This window comes from Flavobacterium sp. HJJ (assembly GCF_015351475.1).
GTDB lineage: Bacteria > Bacteroidota > Bacteroidia > Flavobacteriales > Flavobacteriaceae > Flavobacterium > Flavobacterium marginilacus.
Genome location: NZ_JADKPR010000019.1, coordinates 75812 through 89877, shown reverse-complemented (window position 1 = coordinate 89877; position 14066 = coordinate 75812). Strand labels below are relative to the sequence as shown.

General features: G+C 30.1%; 17 protein-coding genes and 1 pseudogene. 1 reads left to right on the top strand and 17 read right to left on the bottom strand.

Features of this window, described 5'->3' with window-relative positions:
- Positions 1-6: 6 nt before the first annotated feature.
- The 10 genes from IRZ80_RS15160 to IRZ80_RS15115 all read right to left on the bottom strand — a co-directional run bounded on the left by IRZ80_RS15160 (position 7) and on the right by IRZ80_RS15115 (position 7168).
- Positions 7-354, bottom strand: coding sequence for a DUF2116 family Zn-ribbon domain-containing protein (locus tag IRZ80_RS15160; protein ID WP_194642422.1), 348 nt, complete (start codon positions 352-354; stop codon positions 7-9).
- A gap of 61 nt (positions 355-415) precedes the next feature.
- Positions 416-1138 (bottom strand): DUF2625 domain-containing protein, encoded by a 723-nt coding sequence (locus IRZ80_RS15155; protein ID WP_194642421.1) that lies wholly within the window; start codon positions 1136-1138, stop codon positions 416-418.
- 376 nt (positions 1139-1514) lie between these two features.
- Complete coding sequence (locus tag IRZ80_RS15150; protein WP_194642420.1) at positions 1515-2015, bottom strand: SRPBCC domain-containing protein; 501 nt, start codon at positions 2013-2015, stop codon at positions 1515-1517.
- On the bottom strand, positions 2012-2332 hold the full coding sequence (locus tag IRZ80_RS15145) for an ArsR/SmtB family transcription factor (RefSeq protein ID WP_194642419.1): 321 nt from the start codon (positions 2330-2332) through the stop codon (positions 2012-2014). The genes IRZ80_RS15150 and IRZ80_RS15145 overlap by 4 nt, the downstream gene beginning before the upstream one ends.
- Positions 2333-2559: 227 nt before the next feature.
- Complete coding sequence (locus IRZ80_RS15140; protein WP_194642418.1) at positions 2560-2955, bottom strand: VOC family protein; 396 nt, start codon at positions 2953-2955, stop codon at positions 2560-2562.
- Between the two features lie 400 nt (positions 2956-3355).
- Complete coding sequence (locus tag IRZ80_RS15135) at positions 3356-3775, bottom strand: lysozyme inhibitor LprI family protein (protein WP_194642417.1); 420 nt, start codon at positions 3773-3775, stop codon at positions 3356-3358.
- Positions 3776-3919: 144 nt separating this feature from the next.
- A complete protein-coding gene (locus IRZ80_RS15130) occupies positions 3920-4447 on the bottom strand; it encodes a DUF3997 domain-containing protein (protein WP_194642416.1) in 528 nt (175 codons plus the stop codon).
- A gap of 176 nt (positions 4448-4623) precedes the next feature.
- Positions 4624-5730 (bottom strand): hypothetical protein, encoded by a 1107-nt coding sequence (locus tag IRZ80_RS15125; RefSeq protein ID WP_194642415.1) that lies wholly within the window; start codon positions 5728-5730, stop codon positions 4624-4626.
- A 32-nt stretch (positions 5731-5762) separates the two neighbouring features.
- Positions 5763-6446 (bottom strand): hypothetical protein, encoded by a 684-nt coding sequence (locus IRZ80_RS15120; protein ID WP_194642414.1) that lies wholly within the window; start codon positions 6444-6446, stop codon positions 5763-5765.
- A gap of 164 nt (positions 6447-6610) precedes the next feature.
- The gene (locus IRZ80_RS15115) at positions 6611-7168 is read right to left on the bottom strand and encodes a DUF4738 domain-containing protein (RefSeq protein ID WP_194642413.1); all 558 of its coding nucleotides are present in this window, start codon (positions 7166-7168) and stop codon (positions 6611-6613) included.
- 479 nt (positions 7169-7647) lie between these two features.
- Here IRZ80_RS15115 and IRZ80_RS21230 point away from each other — a divergent pair.
- Positions 7648-7908 (top strand): annotated as a pseudogene (locus IRZ80_RS21230) (group II intron reverse transcriptase/maturase); the annotation flags it as partial.
- A gap of 79 nt (positions 7909-7987) precedes the next feature.
- Here IRZ80_RS21230 and IRZ80_RS15110 read toward each other — a convergent pair.
- From IRZ80_RS15110 to IRZ80_RS15080, 7 genes are all read right to left on the bottom strand, one after another.
- Entirely contained in the window at positions 7988-8467 is a 480-nt protein-coding gene (locus IRZ80_RS15110) for a hypothetical protein (protein ID WP_194642412.1), read from the bottom strand.
- A 14-nt stretch (positions 8468-8481) separates the two neighbouring features.
- Positions 8482-8859: a PH domain-containing protein gene (locus IRZ80_RS15105; RefSeq protein WP_194642411.1), complete on the bottom strand. Its 378-nt coding sequence runs from the start codon at positions 8857-8859 to the stop codon at positions 8482-8484.
- Positions 8860-9124: 265 nt separating this feature from the next.
- Entirely contained in the window at positions 9125-10570 is a 1446-nt protein-coding gene (locus IRZ80_RS15100) for an AAA family ATPase (protein ID WP_194642410.1), read from the bottom strand.
- A gap of 166 nt (positions 10571-10736) precedes the next feature.
- Positions 10737-12014, bottom strand: coding sequence for an SEFIR domain-containing protein (locus IRZ80_RS15095; RefSeq protein WP_194642409.1), 1278 nt, complete (start codon positions 12012-12014; stop codon positions 10737-10739).
- Positions 12015-12199: 185 nt separating this feature from the next.
- The gene (locus IRZ80_RS15090) at positions 12200-12676 is read right to left on the bottom strand and encodes a hypothetical protein (protein WP_194642408.1); all 477 of its coding nucleotides are present in this window, start codon (positions 12674-12676) and stop codon (positions 12200-12202) included.
- Positions 12677-12765: 89 nt separating this feature from the next.
- Positions 12766-13119 carry a hypothetical protein gene (locus IRZ80_RS15085; RefSeq protein ID WP_194642407.1) on the bottom strand — a complete coding sequence of 118 codons (354 nt, stop codon included), beginning with the start codon at positions 13117-13119 and terminating at the stop codon, positions 12766-12768.
- A gap of 171 nt (positions 13120-13290) precedes the next feature.
- The gene (locus tag IRZ80_RS15080) at positions 13291-13857 is read right to left on the bottom strand and encodes an AtpZ/AtpI family protein (RefSeq protein WP_194642406.1); all 567 of its coding nucleotides are present in this window, start codon (positions 13855-13857) and stop codon (positions 13291-13293) included.
- Positions 13858-14066: the final 209 nt, after the last annotated feature.

Here is a 14066-nt window from a genome sequence, read left to right as displayed (position 1 = left end):
GTGGTATTAAATATCTTTTTTAACAAGCATATAGTAATCATTTTCCAAAACCATATAGCCTTGGTCGTATAGGAAATAGTAAGTATTCCCCGACTTGGTGTTCAAAATGCTGGTGAAAAATTCAAAATCAAAACCCCTGCTCATCAATTTGGCTCGGGTCGTTTTCGATTTTCCTTCAACATTTAGTTCCGACAAAATTCGGTAATTTTTGCGCAATTTGTTATTGATATTGCGCATATAATTCGTGCTGTCCTTATTTATTTTGTTGTTATAGGCATTTCGGCATCCGTCACTGCAGAATTTCTTGTCTTCTCGGCCTACAATCGGGTCACCGCATTCAAGGCAGTTTTTCATATTTTGTCGGTATTAATGTTCAAAATTAGTCTGTTTTTTTGGAGCGAAACATTAGGCTTTATTACTTGTAATAGCCTATTTTTAAACTATACTGTTCCTCTACGGGGACTTCTGTTTTAGCATTTTTTTCAATTTCTTTTCCTTCTTTGGTCCATAAATAAGGATAGAAATTATAGGTTTTATCATAATTAAGGTTTTTCACATCTTTTTCCCAGTTTTTCCATCGCAAACCTTTGTAAAAGGCGTCCAAGTCATTGTTAAGACAAAACAAAATGAATTCGGAATAGGTTATATTCAAAGGTTCGTATTCCAGACTGTCTGGCGCAGAATAATAGATTTTGCCGAAATCATTACCGAATGCCCCTCCATTTAAAATATAAAATCCTCCTATTGCATCATCGGCAATTAGCAGAAATGGTGGTGAATCGCCGTATTCCTTGAATGATTTTCCTTTATTCCAGTTTGAAATTGAACTGGTAAGTTTTGAATTTCCTGAGCCTAATATTCTAATCCAGCCATTATCAATGATTATTCCTCCAGTATAATAAATAATTGCTCCCATTGGAGAACGGGTTGTTACCTGAGTGTTGTATAAAGCATTTTTATCTGTAGCAGAATCCAATTCTAATATCTCAGCTTTGTTTTTGGCAGATTTAATCCATTCCTGTACTATTGGCCAGCTGGAATCTGTTGTATTTATTAGTTCTGAGAGAGGTTTCATTTTATTTTGTCCAAGTATGCCTTGCGCAACAAAAAATAAAATTAGTAATGATGTTTTTTTCATTGGTACGTTTTCATAAAGCTAGGGTCTAATTTTTCGACAAGAAAACTTCATCTAAAAATGTTGAGATGTTTTTGATTATAAATATATTAGATTTTGGCTGTAAAAAAGAGTTCTTTTAATGGAAAAGCATAAAGTATAATATAACTATCCGTGACTAATACCCAATCGATAAAATTGGTCACAGATTATAAAGATTAACACAGATTTCTAAAAAAGGCATGTAAAATCTGTGAGAATCTGTGTAATCAGTGGCAAAAAAAAACATTTAGTATGCTTTGCGGATAGTCATAAAATATAAATAAAGAACCCCGCTTTATCCCTAATTATATCGGGAAAGTGAGGTTTGTTTTATTGTCTTTTAGTTCTGGAAGCGAAATTATTTTTTCGATAATGCTTCCAATAATTCTTCTAGGTTGTCGATAGACATTGTGAATCCTTCTTTGAAACCCATTTCGATCATTCTCTCCATGCGTTCAAGAGATTCATTGTAAATTGAGATGCGGACTTTTGTTTTTCCGTTTTCTTCACTGAAATTATAATCCCATTCGGAGCCCGGTAATTGAGGATTTTCGTCCTTGTCGGCAAAAGCGTTGTACATTTTAAAATGGGTCTTCGGGCTAATAGAAGTATATTCCTGAATGGACCAATGTTCCTGCCCCTCTGGGCTCACCATCGCATAAAAGCGTTTTCCGCCAACTTTAAAATCCATGTATTTTGTTCTGGAAGTCCAAGGTTTTGGAGCAACCCACTGATCCAGCAGTTCTTTCGTGGTAAAAGCATCCCATACCAGCGAAAGATCGGCATTAAATTCTCGGTTTATGACTACCGTTTTGGCTGTTTTGTCAACGGTAAAATCAAATAGCAGATTGTTGTTCATTTTTTATTTTTTTTAATTGTTGATAATACGTCATCGAGCTGGTCAAAACGGATTTCCCAAATTTTTCGGTATTGTTCTAACCATTCGTCTATTTCCTTCATTTTCTTGATTTCAAGCGAATAATAGATTTCTCTGCCCTGCTGTACTTGTTTTACCAATTCGCATTCCGTTAGTATGCGGAGGTGTTTTGAAATCGCTTGTCGCGTAGTATTGAAATTTTCAGCAATTGTGTTAGGCGTCATGGCCTGTAAGGCAATTAAGGCGATGATAGCTCTTCTTGTCGGATCGGCTATGGCTTGAAAAACATCTCTTCTCATACTTTTTTAATTAAGAAACCAATCAGTTGCAAATATATGCGCAACTTTTCGGTTTCGCAAATGTTTTAATGATTTTTTTATTCTAATGATTTGATTTTGAGTTTTTTTGTTGTGTGGTTATTCTTTTGGAAACGTTTTAATACCCATATTTTATGGACTTTTACATTATAGACCACAGGCTCGGATAATATCGCAGCAACGGATTTTAATCTGTTGAAAAAGCAAAATCACATTCCAGGCCAATACAGGAAATTGAATTTATGTCCGTCAGGATCGGCAAAACCAAAAGTATAGCCTGCCTCAAAATTTTCCGGATTGGAGAAAATTTCTCCGCCTGCCTGTTTCACTTTTTCAAACCAGCGGTCAACATCTTCCCTGCTGTCAGCCGACAGGGAAAAGATAATTTCATTGTCGTTTTTAGTGTTGGTTATGTTGCCTTTCAAGGCAGATTCAAATCTTTTGTCTGCAAAGAAATTAATAATAAAATTGTTGTCAGCAAAAAGGATACTTACCAATTCTTCTGTCCGTTGGCAATTTTCTTTGAAACCCAAATCAGTATAAAACTTTGCCGTTTTCTCCAAATCACTTGAGGAAAGATTTGCCCATATCATTTTAGTTTTCATAATATTTGGTTTTATTTATAAGTTTGTTCTTTTTAAATATAAATATTATCTGTTTCTTTTATTTGCAGTTCAGCCTTGTCAGGAAAGAATTCAAAGAAATAGCCACTTTCTGACGTTTCACAACCTGGCGATACTTGTGGTTAAATATGCATGATTTTGGTTAATCATTAATTTTCCAAGTTCAAAACCCTCTTTAAATTAAGAAAATTGCCCAAATCTCTTGTAGCAAATGTGGCTGTTTTATAACTCAAAAATAAGTGATATTTGTCAAGAAACTCAAAATGTGTAAATTTCATTTAATTTATTTTTAATGTATTACGAATTAAATATTTATAAAAAGAAATCAAAATTAAACTAAGAGTTAGTTGTACAACAGCCACCGATGTTATATGCAGGCTTTTTAAAAGTCTAACATTCTATAGTATTCTTCTAATTCCAGCGTTCTTTCTTTCACAATTTCCTTTTTCTTATTTTCTGCTACCGTGAACCACATTGTTCCTTCCTTAACTTCATAATAAAATTTAGAAATAAACAAATATTCTTTATCTCGATAATTTATCCATTGTTTTTGTGATTCTTTCAAAATTTCAAATGCTTCTTTTGGAAGTTTAGTTTTCAAAAGTCCGTAATATTTGTTTAATTCTTTGTCCCACGATTCTCTTGCTTTTATTGTGCAGTTACACATTTCCGCATTAGAAATTTCACTTTTATTTAGACAGTTTGATTCAATTTTGTCTATTGATTTCTCATTTTTCTTTTGTGTCTGTGATATAGCAAAAAAAGAGAGAAACATAAAAAATACAGATAGAGTTCTTTTCATTGTTAAGTTGTTTAAGGCTTGCATATAAAGTTCCCTTGCTACAAGAGGTTTGGGGTTAAATTAAGACTTATTTTCTGACAAAACCATTTTCAAATTAAGACAAATGCCCAAATCTTTTGTAGTAGCGGTTGTGTGATGTGTTTTTTATTTCGGCTGATTTCCCATTAAGTTTTTAACATCTACAACTTCAGAGTCTGGATTCTTATATTGTATGTCTTTTCTTTGAACTTTTAAATAAAATTCTTCTGTTGAGTAGTTTATTTTAAGATTGTCAGGAACTCCAATTTCTTTTCGTTTTTTTAGATATTCAGCTTTTTGGAACGGTCCAAATAAACTATCATTTTTAACTTTCAAAATCCAAAATTGATTAAAATTACTTTTAAAAACTTTTTCCATCATTTTATCATATTTTAAGTTTTCATTAAAATTATAAATACTATCTGATGGTTTTTGAATAACAATTATATAATCTTTTGAATGTCCATAAAAAAGTATATGTCCAGGAATTGATATTATATTATATCCGATTCCTGATTTTTGTTTATTTACTAAGTTAATTTCTTCATTTGGATTGTAATCCAATTCGTAATTTTTTTCAATGGAATTATCCTTGCACGAAACAAGTAAAATTGATAAAAAAGATAAGATTATAATTCTCTTCATATTTTTCATTTCCTCTATATTTTCTGCAGTTTTTTGGCTACATAGCACATAAGGTTCCCTTACTACAAGAGGTTTGGGGTTAAATTAAGCCTTATTTTCGGTTTTGCTTAAACTTCCAAATAAAAGACCTTTTTTAAAAGCAAAATGCCCAAATCTCGCAAAACATCGTGTTGTGTGCTGTTTTTTTAATAGTATTCAATTTCATATACAACTTCATTCTGTGAAGGTTCATTGGAATAAGTAGTAATGGTTTTAACTAAATGATTATATTCATTATACAGGTATTCACATTGAAAATTATTTTTGTTATTAGTTGTTTCTGTTTTTGTTAACGATTCATTATCTGAATGAAAATAGTATGTAAAACTAAAATTACTTTGTTCAGTACTTAAACCCTCTTGCATTTCAGAATAAACTAAAAGATTGTTTTCATACTTTTTGGTTCTTTTCATTTGAGATGTTATCAAACCATCATAATTGTTCTTTTTTGTTTCAATAAAAGTAATTAAGTTCTTATCGTTATCATAAGTGTAATTTCTCTCAATGGTTTCTGATTTATTTTTTATAACTTTTTTTACAATCAGGTTATTTTTAAATTCCTGTTCAACAGTGCTATTATTTGTTTTCTCTGTTAATATATTGTTTTTAAATATACTTCTAATTGATTCATAAAAAACGATTTGGTTGTCTTTGTATTTGTAAATTCTGTCCATAAAGGTTTTTGTCTTTGCATCAATTTGATTTATTTCTTCTTTTCTGATTAAATTTTTACCTGAATAATAAAAATTTGAAATATACTTAAGTCCTGTTGAATCAGTGCATTTAATCAGTCTGTTTTTATTATCATAATATTGATAACCAATTATTTTATATATGCTGTCTTTTGTTAATTTGAAAGTTTTGCCATCTATTATTTTTCCCTTGTCGTTTAGATTTAATTTAGTCGTTGTGATTTCGTCTGGACGTATTTTATTACCGTTCTGATCAAAATTAGAGATTTGTTTTAGCGTGTGCTCTACAATCATATCACCTTTATATCTTTTAATCTCAATTATGGTATATTCGTTCCAAAAAACACTTCTTTTAGTATGTCTTCCTATGGAATCAAATTCATCAATACATTTACTATGTTCAGAATTTATTATTTTTTTATAGGGTTTCTTAGAAAAATCCCATTTATCACCAGGAGATGCCGATGGCCATTCAATATCAAAGTTTGGAGTTGGGTCTTTAATTTGTCCAAAAGTCAAAATCGTGAATAAGGAAAATGATAGGTAAATAATTTGTTTCATTTATAAATTCTGGTTTTTAATTATAATGTTTATTACTCTGAATATACTTCTAACGGCAGTTCTTTTGTGCTAATCAATTTCCCTGTATTACCATCTATTTCATATTCTTTATAAACACGTTTATTGTAATCAGGTTGTGATTGAATATACCAACACTTATTATATTTTCTAATTTGAGATACTGACTTATCGTTGTTTATTCTTTGCAATGAAATTTTATTTATTAAACAGAAACTAAATACTTTTTTATAGCCAAATTTATAATCACGATCAAAATTCTCAACATTAATTAATTCTCCATTTTCGTCATATTTATACCAATTACCAATTTTAAAACCTAAGAAACAATATATTCCTTTAAGTTTTATATTTCCATTTTCATGAAATTCTTTATAGATGCCAACTATTGGATTAATAGAAAAATCATATCCAGAAAATGTGGATTTACTATCATCAGATTTAGTATAACGTATTAAGCAAAAGTGTAATGAATCATTTTCTACATATTCATTTTTTCCAATATTAACATATATAGTTTTGCCTTTCTTATTTTTCTTTGTGTACCCGATATATTTGTCAGATGAATTAGGTAAAGTATCAAGATTAAATTTTTCAAATGAATTGGTTATTTCAGGCAGTTCTAATTTATATTTTTGCGCTAAAGATATATTAGTTGTCAAAATAATAACTAATAATATTTTATTTAAGGTTTTCATATTTAGTTATTATGGTAAAATAGCTCACAACGTGTTGCTATTACAGTGGGTTTGAGACTAAATTAAGCCCATTCTTCGGATTTGCCAAATGATCCAGATACTTGACCATTTTTCCATTAAGCCTATTGCCCAAATCCGTTGCAGTAGCGGTTATGGGTTGCTTTTTAATCTTCATCTTCTTCAGTTTTTTGAACAAAAGTCAATTTTCTATTTGCCAAATCAAAATAATGATAAAAGTCAATTGTATTGTCGGTCTCTGGTTTAGCAATTACTCCAAAGAATTGAATTTTGTCTTTCCCTGACGCCTCAAACCAATAATTTAAAAAAATGGCATTATCTAAAAATCCTTTGTTAACATATTTCGAAAACTGTTTTTTTGTAAATACAGTGTCTAAAAATATTTGTGAATTTTGTTTAATTGTAAGCGATATTTCAGCATCTCTATATTTGTCAATTTGTTTGTTACCATCTTCTTCATATTCATTGATTACGTAACTGTCAAGGTCTGTTTTTTTAATAGTGATTTGTATCTTGCTGTCGGCTATTATTGTATCAAATTTTTCAGTTCCCTTTGTCTCAGGAATGAATTTTTCTGATTTTTTATTAATCAAAATCACGACAGAATTGTCAGCAGTCTTAATAATTGGTTTTTTCTTTTCTGTCTGTGAATTACAGGCAAAAAGTAGGAAAGCCAAAATTAGAATCAATATATTTTTTCTCATCTATCGTCGGTTCTTTAAAGTAACCCATAACGTGTTGCTACTATAGTGGGTTTGGGATTAAATTAAGACCATTTTTCGGATTTGCCAAATCTTTCCAAATATAAAACCATTTTCAAATTATGCCAAATGCCCAAATCTTTTGTAGCAAGTGTGTGTGCCATGCATGAGCAGGACACACGCTGTAATGTTTGATAAAAATCCGAAAATACAAATTTTGGATTAGATAACAAATCCTACAGCGTGTATTTTTCCAGAGGGTGCAAGTCCCTTGTGGGCGGATTGAAACCCCGAACCATTAGCACGTCGCAAGGTTGTTAGCTGCGAAGCTAGAACTGAAGGAAGCGAAATATGAAGTATTCATGAACTCCAAAAGAGCAAATAAATACTTTGTGAATAAACGGCAAAATCCGGTACTGACGAACAGAATTTAGCGAAGCGGTATCACGAAGACCAAAAAAAACAATAAAAACTTATGAGTAAACCGACTTCAATACTGCATTTGGCACGATTGGAAGAAACCTGAAAGAAAGAGAAAGGGAAAGAATCTCATTCGGTTTGGAGTTGACCAAGGCCATTCCTATGCATTTAGCCGAACGAGAAAAGGGGGTTGGGCAATTGCACAGAGCCCGATTTTGAGTACCACCATTACTTTGAAACGCTTAAAACAGCGTGGTTATCAATCCTTAACCGATGTTTATATCGAACTCAACCCATCTCTTTGCGAACCGCCGTGTACGTGACCCGTATGCACGGTGGTGTGAGAGGCGCACTCCGTCCCTTTAGGGGCGGAGCCGTCTACTCGATTGTGCGACGTATTTTTTATTCTGTTAATGCTTTAATGTATATATAATCTATTTTTCCTGAACCATTATCGAATACACTAATCTCTTTTATGTTTTCTATATTATTCCATTTCTTAACATTTCCTGGATTATCAAAACTTGGTTCCGCAGATTTCAAACCTAACAATTCAATATTTTCATTATTGATTTCGTTTTCAGAAAGTTTATTTATTGTTATCCAATCTGCTTTGCCATTTATGAATACAATTTCAAATTTGTCAGATTGATAATTGGCTTTTTCACAAGGTTTATTTTCACAAGGTGTATTACTTGGTTTAACCATTTCAAGATTATCAGGTTTCCCTAAAATTTTTTCAATTTCTGTTTGGTCTTTTCCAATAATATCTGAAACATTAACTATTGTTTTTTTTTCTGTTGCTACTGCTTCATTTTTATTTGAATTTAAACAAGATGTAAATACAAAACTAATAAGCAATATTTTAATAAAATTTTTCATTGTTTAGATTTTGTTTAATGTGAAATTTTGCTTGCCATTAAAGAACCAACTTCTTTAATGTCTAATTTTTTTCCAAATTTAATTTCAAAACATCCAACTCCTGAAACCCATATTTTGAAATCTGCATCTGTATCGAAAAATCCTGCAGTTTCAACTGAAAAAGATGATATTTTTGAATATGGAAAAATTCTGTATTCTTTTTTGCCACCTGTAAATCCTTGAACATCGTAACAAATAATTTTGTAAGTTGTGAAAACAACTTTATCTCTTGCGTGTTTATATGATAAAAGTATTTCTTCTTCTGGAGCTAAAAACACATCAAATATCTCTTTACTTTCTGTTGGTGTTACCTTTTCTAGAACACTGAATTTTGCAATTAAATCTAAAGCCATTTTAATTTTTAAGTTTCCTACTCTTTTGGCTTTTCGGTTACGCCACGTTTTTAATTTGGTTTCAGTTCTCCAATTATAGTTTTTATGTTACTTTCTATTTTCGCGATTTTTGGTAATATGTCGCACAACGTTCTGGTACTACAGCGGGTTTGGGATTAAATTAAGCTTTATTTTCGGATTTGCCTAAACTTCCAAATAAAAGACCTTTTTTAAATTAAGCAAAATGCCCAAATCTCGCAAAACATCGTGTTAGGTGCAGTACTTTTTACACCTTATCGATTGTGTCAATCAACAAAGTGATATATCGTTTTAATTCTTCATTGTCAATCGCTAAATCTCTTGTATTTCCGGTCGAATGATGATAACTTTTAGTATAATCATTAAGTTCAATAATATCATCAACAATTGTTTGTAATCGATATAATCTCATTCCTAATGTTGATTTTTTAATAAGTTCAATTATATCTCCTAACCAAATATTGTTTGGAATTAAATCAAAATATTTAGATTTAAAAACGCCTTCTAAAACAGGCCTTATGCATCGAATAACTTCTCTTTTATCACTTTCAGAATTAACTCCTGATTTTAAATACTCTTTGATTATTTCAATATCCTTTTGAGTACTAGTTAAAAACTCCGAATTGATGTCGTATTTATTTAAGGAACTAGTTGTTCCATCGTTTTCTATTTTGAGAGTAATTTGGTCAATAAAGGAACATTTATCGCTAAAATCTGCAGTAAATGCTAAATCGTGTGATAATAAAATGAATTGCACAGAAGTATTAGCAATTTTCGCTAGCTGATAAATTGTAGCATTTCTTCTAGAATAATCAAAACTAGATAGTGGGTCGTCAAAAACAATTATTTTGTCTGATACGCCTAGAACTTCCAAACGGGCAAGAAAAAAACATAAAGCAACTGTACTTTTATCTCCTTCACTCATTGAGTATCTTGCATTCCCTATTTTTGAGGTTGGGTTTGGGTTGGCAAAAACTACTTGTTCATTGTACACCTCAAAAACTGGAAATATTCGAAATTTTTCAAAATCACTAGTATTTTCGAGATAAGAAAATTTTTTTAAATTTATGTAAGAAGTGAATTTCGATAGGTACTTATTTACAATTATAACGTGTTCATTATAAATAGGTTCTGTATAATCATTGAACTCATTCATTATTTCATCTAGTTTAGTTTGAACTAGTTTGATTTTATCTTTTAATTCAGAATTTGATTTGTCTTTTGAAAGTCTTTTTAAATATAGGTCTTTTTTACTAATTAGGGGTTTCATTTTATTCCTAAACTCTCCTCCTTTGTTTCCAAATAGTAACTTATATAAATTGGTTTTATTCTGTTTTGTTCCATAGGAACCTGCAAAAAGATAATCTTCTATATAATTAATATCAAATACTTCAATTTTTAGGTTATGATTACTCCATTTTTCTTCTTCCAAAGTAACAAGATTTGCACTATTTGAAACTTTGATTTTAACTTTTGGTGTGTTATTTGCTCCAAAAGTTTTTTTATAATTAATTAAATCAAGATTGTTTTTGGAAAGAGATTTTAATATTGTTGCCAGAGTAGTTTTTCCAGAACCATTGGGTGCATAGACAACATTTAACTTCTTTAATAAACCATTCCAATCTTGAGTTCCTTGAAATCTAAAATTTACAAAGTGTCCAATATTTGAGATTTCAATTATTTTTTCAATCATCGTTTTTTTTTTTTTAGTATTGCACCTAACGTTCCCTTGCTACAAGAGGTTTGGGATTAAATTAAGCCTTATTTTCGGATTTGCCTAAATTTCCCAAATACAAGACCATTTTTAAATTAAGCCAAATGCCCAAATCTCTTGTAGCAAGTGTTAGTGGCTGTTTTTTTTATTGATTTTTAGGTAGGAATAAGGACAAATCTAACTTTTTTGGCGAGCCATTGAAATCCCTGATAATGAATTCATTTAAAGGAAATTCTTTTTCACTTACACCTTTTTCAGTGAATATCTTAATAATAATTGTTTTGTCAATAATTTCGTGAATTGTGTAATTTCTTAAAATTATTTTTTCAAGCTTTATTGATTTTGTTTGATGAGAAAAAATTCTGTTCGATTCTTCTAATGTTACAATTTTGTATTCTCCTTCAACTCGACCATCAACCTCGTATGAAACAGTATGTTTTGGATAATGTATCTCAATACTGTATTCATTCAAGGTGCTATCGGTGGAGTTTGTAAAAGTCAAGTTTAAATCAAGTTCAATGTTTTTGAGTAATTGATAAAGGTATGATGCGGTTCCTGTCGTATTATTTAATTTAATGTCCGAAACTAAATTTTCTTTTTTTGAAAACAATGCAGGAGTTTCGCTTTTTTTGATTTTTGGTAATTCGTTAGCAACTTTTGAAAATTCATAAAGCTTTTTGTCAAGTAATTTGGCAAAAAGTTTTTGTTTTTCCGTTTCATTTTCTTTGCTGAAATCAATTATTTCTCGAGATTTGAAAAATAAAGGTGCAATATTATCATTATGACCTTCAAAAGATACTAAAATATATTTATTGGGATTAGTTTCAATATCTTTTAATATGAGTGAATATTCAGTTCCTACACCACCTTTAAAATCTTGAGCTTTGATTTTATAACCTTCCGATAAGATAACTACAACTTTTTGGTAGTCGGTCATGCCTTTATGCATCATGACTTTGAAGTCTTTTGCGGTTTCATTTTGAATTAACATTTTATCAACTTCTGCATGAAAGCCATTATCTCTTAAAAAATTAGTGAATGCTATAACTTTTTCGTTATGTTCTTCATTATCCCAACTGTATGTAACAAATACTTTAATTTCGTTAACATTATTTAATGTTGTTGAGTCTATCGTTTTTTCCATCGGATTACTTTTTAAATATTTAATACCTTCAATACTTAAACCATAACGTAAGTCACGTGTGCTAAGACCAATTGAAGGAATGAATTCACCTGGTTCATCAATTTTTGTTATTAAACCTTGTTGATTTAATTCATCCAAAAGCATTCTGAAGTTTTCGATACCAAACGAAGGACTAATCTCTAAGAAGAATTTCCCAAATTCAATTGGTACAAATTTTTTACTAAGTTCTTCAAGTATAAAGTTTATGAATTCTTCTTTTGATTTATATTCTTTTGACATTTGTTTAATTTACTGATTTTGAAGTTTATTGTGAGGTAAAATAGCCACTAACGTTCCCTTGCTACAAGAGGTTTGGGATTAAATTAAGCCTTATTTTCGGATTTGCCTGAACTTCCCAAATACAAGACCATTTTTAAATTAAGCCAATTGCCCAAATCTCTTGTAGCAAGTGTTACCAGCAGTATTTATGGGTTTCTACTTAATTTATCTCCAAAAATTTCAACTGTCGGTTTATATTCAGCTTTTGGGTCAACAATTAATAATTTCAACCTATCTTCAAAACTTAAAGTGGCTTTATATTCTGCTTCGTATTCCAATTGTTTCCGACCTTCAAAAGAGTTTATGTCTAAACTATGTTGGAATCTTTTATATTGTCTTCTTAAAGTTTCTGACCAACTTATAATTGGAAAATTTTCAGGTTTTGCTGATTCAAATTTTTCTAAGCAAACCAAAAAAGCACTATTAAAATCTAATAAATCAATATTTGAAATCCAACCTTTCGAACACAAATGTACTGGAAGAGAATAAACATTATATTCTGATTTGTTGTCATAAGACCAAATTTCACTTATAGGAAACTCAACAGGAAAGTTATTGTCTTTTTCAGTTTCAATTCCGCTATTACTAATAGTCCATCTTCCAATGTGAATTTTCTTTTCCATAAATATTTTTGTACTAATTTTTTAAATTTCTTTTAGCTCCAATTTTTCAGTTTGTTAAAGTCTTTTTCTTCAAATTCCATTAATAAATTCTAAAAGCATTTGTTAAATATTAAACATATTGAAAGCATACAAAAAAGCAATAGAGAAACTAATAAAGTTAAGAATTTTGAAAAAGTTTGTTGTTTAAATAGATTTATTTTTCTTACAAGTTTAACTCCAATTAAAGCTAACAATAATGAAGCAACAGTTATTAAACTTAGAATTAAGTATGAATTTTCATTTGGCCTGATTTCGTTAAATTCTGGAATTAAAAAAATGAGACAAATTGCTGAAATCAAATAACAAATAAAAAGCCCAATATTTTTTTCAGAATTTACCGGTTTATTTTCCTTGCTAGGCAAGTTGCCAAGATTTGCTAATATGTCTAGAATTTCTGAAATCATAATTTTAACGTTCTTTTTGACTAATATTGCTGGTAACGTTCCCTTGCTACAAGAGGTTTGGGATTAAATTAAGCCTTATTTTCGGATTTACCTAAACTTCTCAAGTACAAGACCATTTTTAAATTAAGCCAAATGCCCAAATCTCTTGTAGCAAGTGTTAGGCGTTCGGTTTTATTCGTCGATGTCTTCAAATATAAGTAAATTACTATTTTTGTCGATTTCTATTTTTCTCCAAGTTGGCGCATAATTATCTCCATTTGGTTGGAAAAGTTCTCTCACAAATTGATTTTCAGTTTCATAATTCTTAATCCGTTTTGGTCCATTATAATAGTCTTTACGATTCTCGAAATAATTTTCCGTTTTTAAGTCGCTATTATAATTCTTTGACTTTTGAATTTCTCTAATTATTTTGTTTTTATCGTGACTTGTAATCTTCAAAGTAAATGTATGATAGTAGTCGCCAATTCCTGACATTGATTTGTTTTCTATTAGTTCAAATTCATCAATTAGTACAATATTTTGTTCTTTCAAAAGTTCTTTGGCGTCATTTTTTGAGAAAAGTTCATCCTCAAAAATTTGAGTTAGAATAAATACTGCAATTAGAGTTCCAATTAGAAGGGAGAAATATTTACCGAATTTTGGATATCCAAATTTTTTCGGAATCCAAAAGCACAACCAAACTATTCCGATTATTATTGCAACTAAAATTAGAATTCCAGCAATTAAAAATATTATCATTTAATTTATGTTTTTCAACGGTTTTTGCAAACTGACGCCTAACGTTCCCTTGCTACAAGAGGTTTGGGATTAAAAATTCGTAATCTTTCTGATTTGCCTAAACATCCCAAATACAAAATCATTTTCAAATTAAGCCAAATGCCCAAATCTATTGTAGCAAGTGTTACAGGCTGGTTGTTTTGTGCGGAATTATGAATTTAACCGAAAAC

What these genes read in the sequence shown, in the direction of transcription:
- IRZ80_RS15160 (WP_194642422.1), bottom strand. Translation starts at nt 354, where the DNA reads ATGAAAAACTGCCTTGAATGCGGTGACCCGATTGTAGGCCGAGAAGAC.
- IRZ80_RS15155 (WP_194642421.1), bottom strand. Translation starts at nt 1,138, where the DNA reads ATGAAAAAAACATCATTACTAATTTTATTTTTTGTTGCGCAAGGCATA.
- IRZ80_RS15150 (WP_194642420.1), bottom strand. Translation starts at nt 2,015, where the DNA reads ATGAACAACAATCTGCTATTTGATTTTACCGTTGACAAAACAGCCAAA.
- IRZ80_RS15145 (WP_194642419.1), bottom strand. Translation starts at nt 2,332, where the DNA reads ATGAGAAGAGATGTTTTTCAAGCCATAGCCGATCCGACAAGAAGAGCT.
- IRZ80_RS15140 (WP_194642418.1), bottom strand. Translation starts at nt 2,955, where the DNA reads ATGAAAACTAAAATGATATGGGCAAATCTTTCCTCAAGTGATTTGGAG.
- IRZ80_RS15135 (WP_194642417.1), bottom strand. Translation starts at nt 3,775, where the DNA reads ATGAAAAGAACTCTATCTGTATTTTTTATGTTTCTCTCTTTTTTTGCT.
- IRZ80_RS15130 (WP_194642416.1), bottom strand. Translation starts at nt 4,447, where the DNA reads ATGAAAAATATGAAGAGAATTATAATCTTATCTTTTTTATCAATTTTA.
- IRZ80_RS15125 (WP_194642415.1), bottom strand. Translation starts at nt 5,730, where the DNA reads ATGAAACAAATTATTTACCTATCATTTTCCTTATTCACGATTTTGACT.
- IRZ80_RS15120 (WP_194642414.1), bottom strand. Translation starts at nt 6,446, where the DNA reads ATGAAAACCTTAAATAAAATATTATTAGTTATTATTTTGACAACTAAT.
- IRZ80_RS15115 (WP_194642413.1), bottom strand. Translation starts at nt 7,168, where the DNA reads ATGAGAAAAAATATATTGATTCTAATTTTGGCTTTCCTACTTTTTGCC.
- IRZ80_RS15110 (WP_194642412.1), bottom strand. Translation starts at nt 8,467, where the DNA reads ATGAAAAATTTTATTAAAATATTGCTTATTAGTTTTGTATTTACATCT.
- IRZ80_RS15105 (WP_194642411.1), bottom strand. Translation starts at nt 8,859, where the DNA reads ATGGCTTTAGATTTAATTGCAAAATTCAGTGTTCTAGAAAAGGTAACA.
- IRZ80_RS15100 (WP_194642410.1), bottom strand. Translation starts at nt 10,570, where the DNA reads ATGATTGAAAAAATAATTGAAATCTCAAATATTGGACACTTTGTAAAT.
- IRZ80_RS15095 (WP_194642409.1), bottom strand. Translation starts at nt 12,014, where the DNA reads ATGTCAAAAGAATATAAATCAAAAGAAGAATTCATAAACTTTATACTT.
- IRZ80_RS15090 (WP_194642408.1), bottom strand. Translation starts at nt 12,676, where the DNA reads ATGGAAAAGAAAATTCACATTGGAAGATGGACTATTAGTAATAGCGGA.
- IRZ80_RS15085 (WP_194642407.1), bottom strand. Translation starts at nt 13,119, where the DNA reads ATGATTTCAGAAATTCTAGACATATTAGCAAATCTTGGCAACTTGCCT.
- IRZ80_RS15080 (WP_194642406.1), bottom strand. Translation starts at nt 13,857, where the DNA reads ATGATAATATTTTTAATTGCTGGAATTCTAATTTTAGTTGCAATAATA.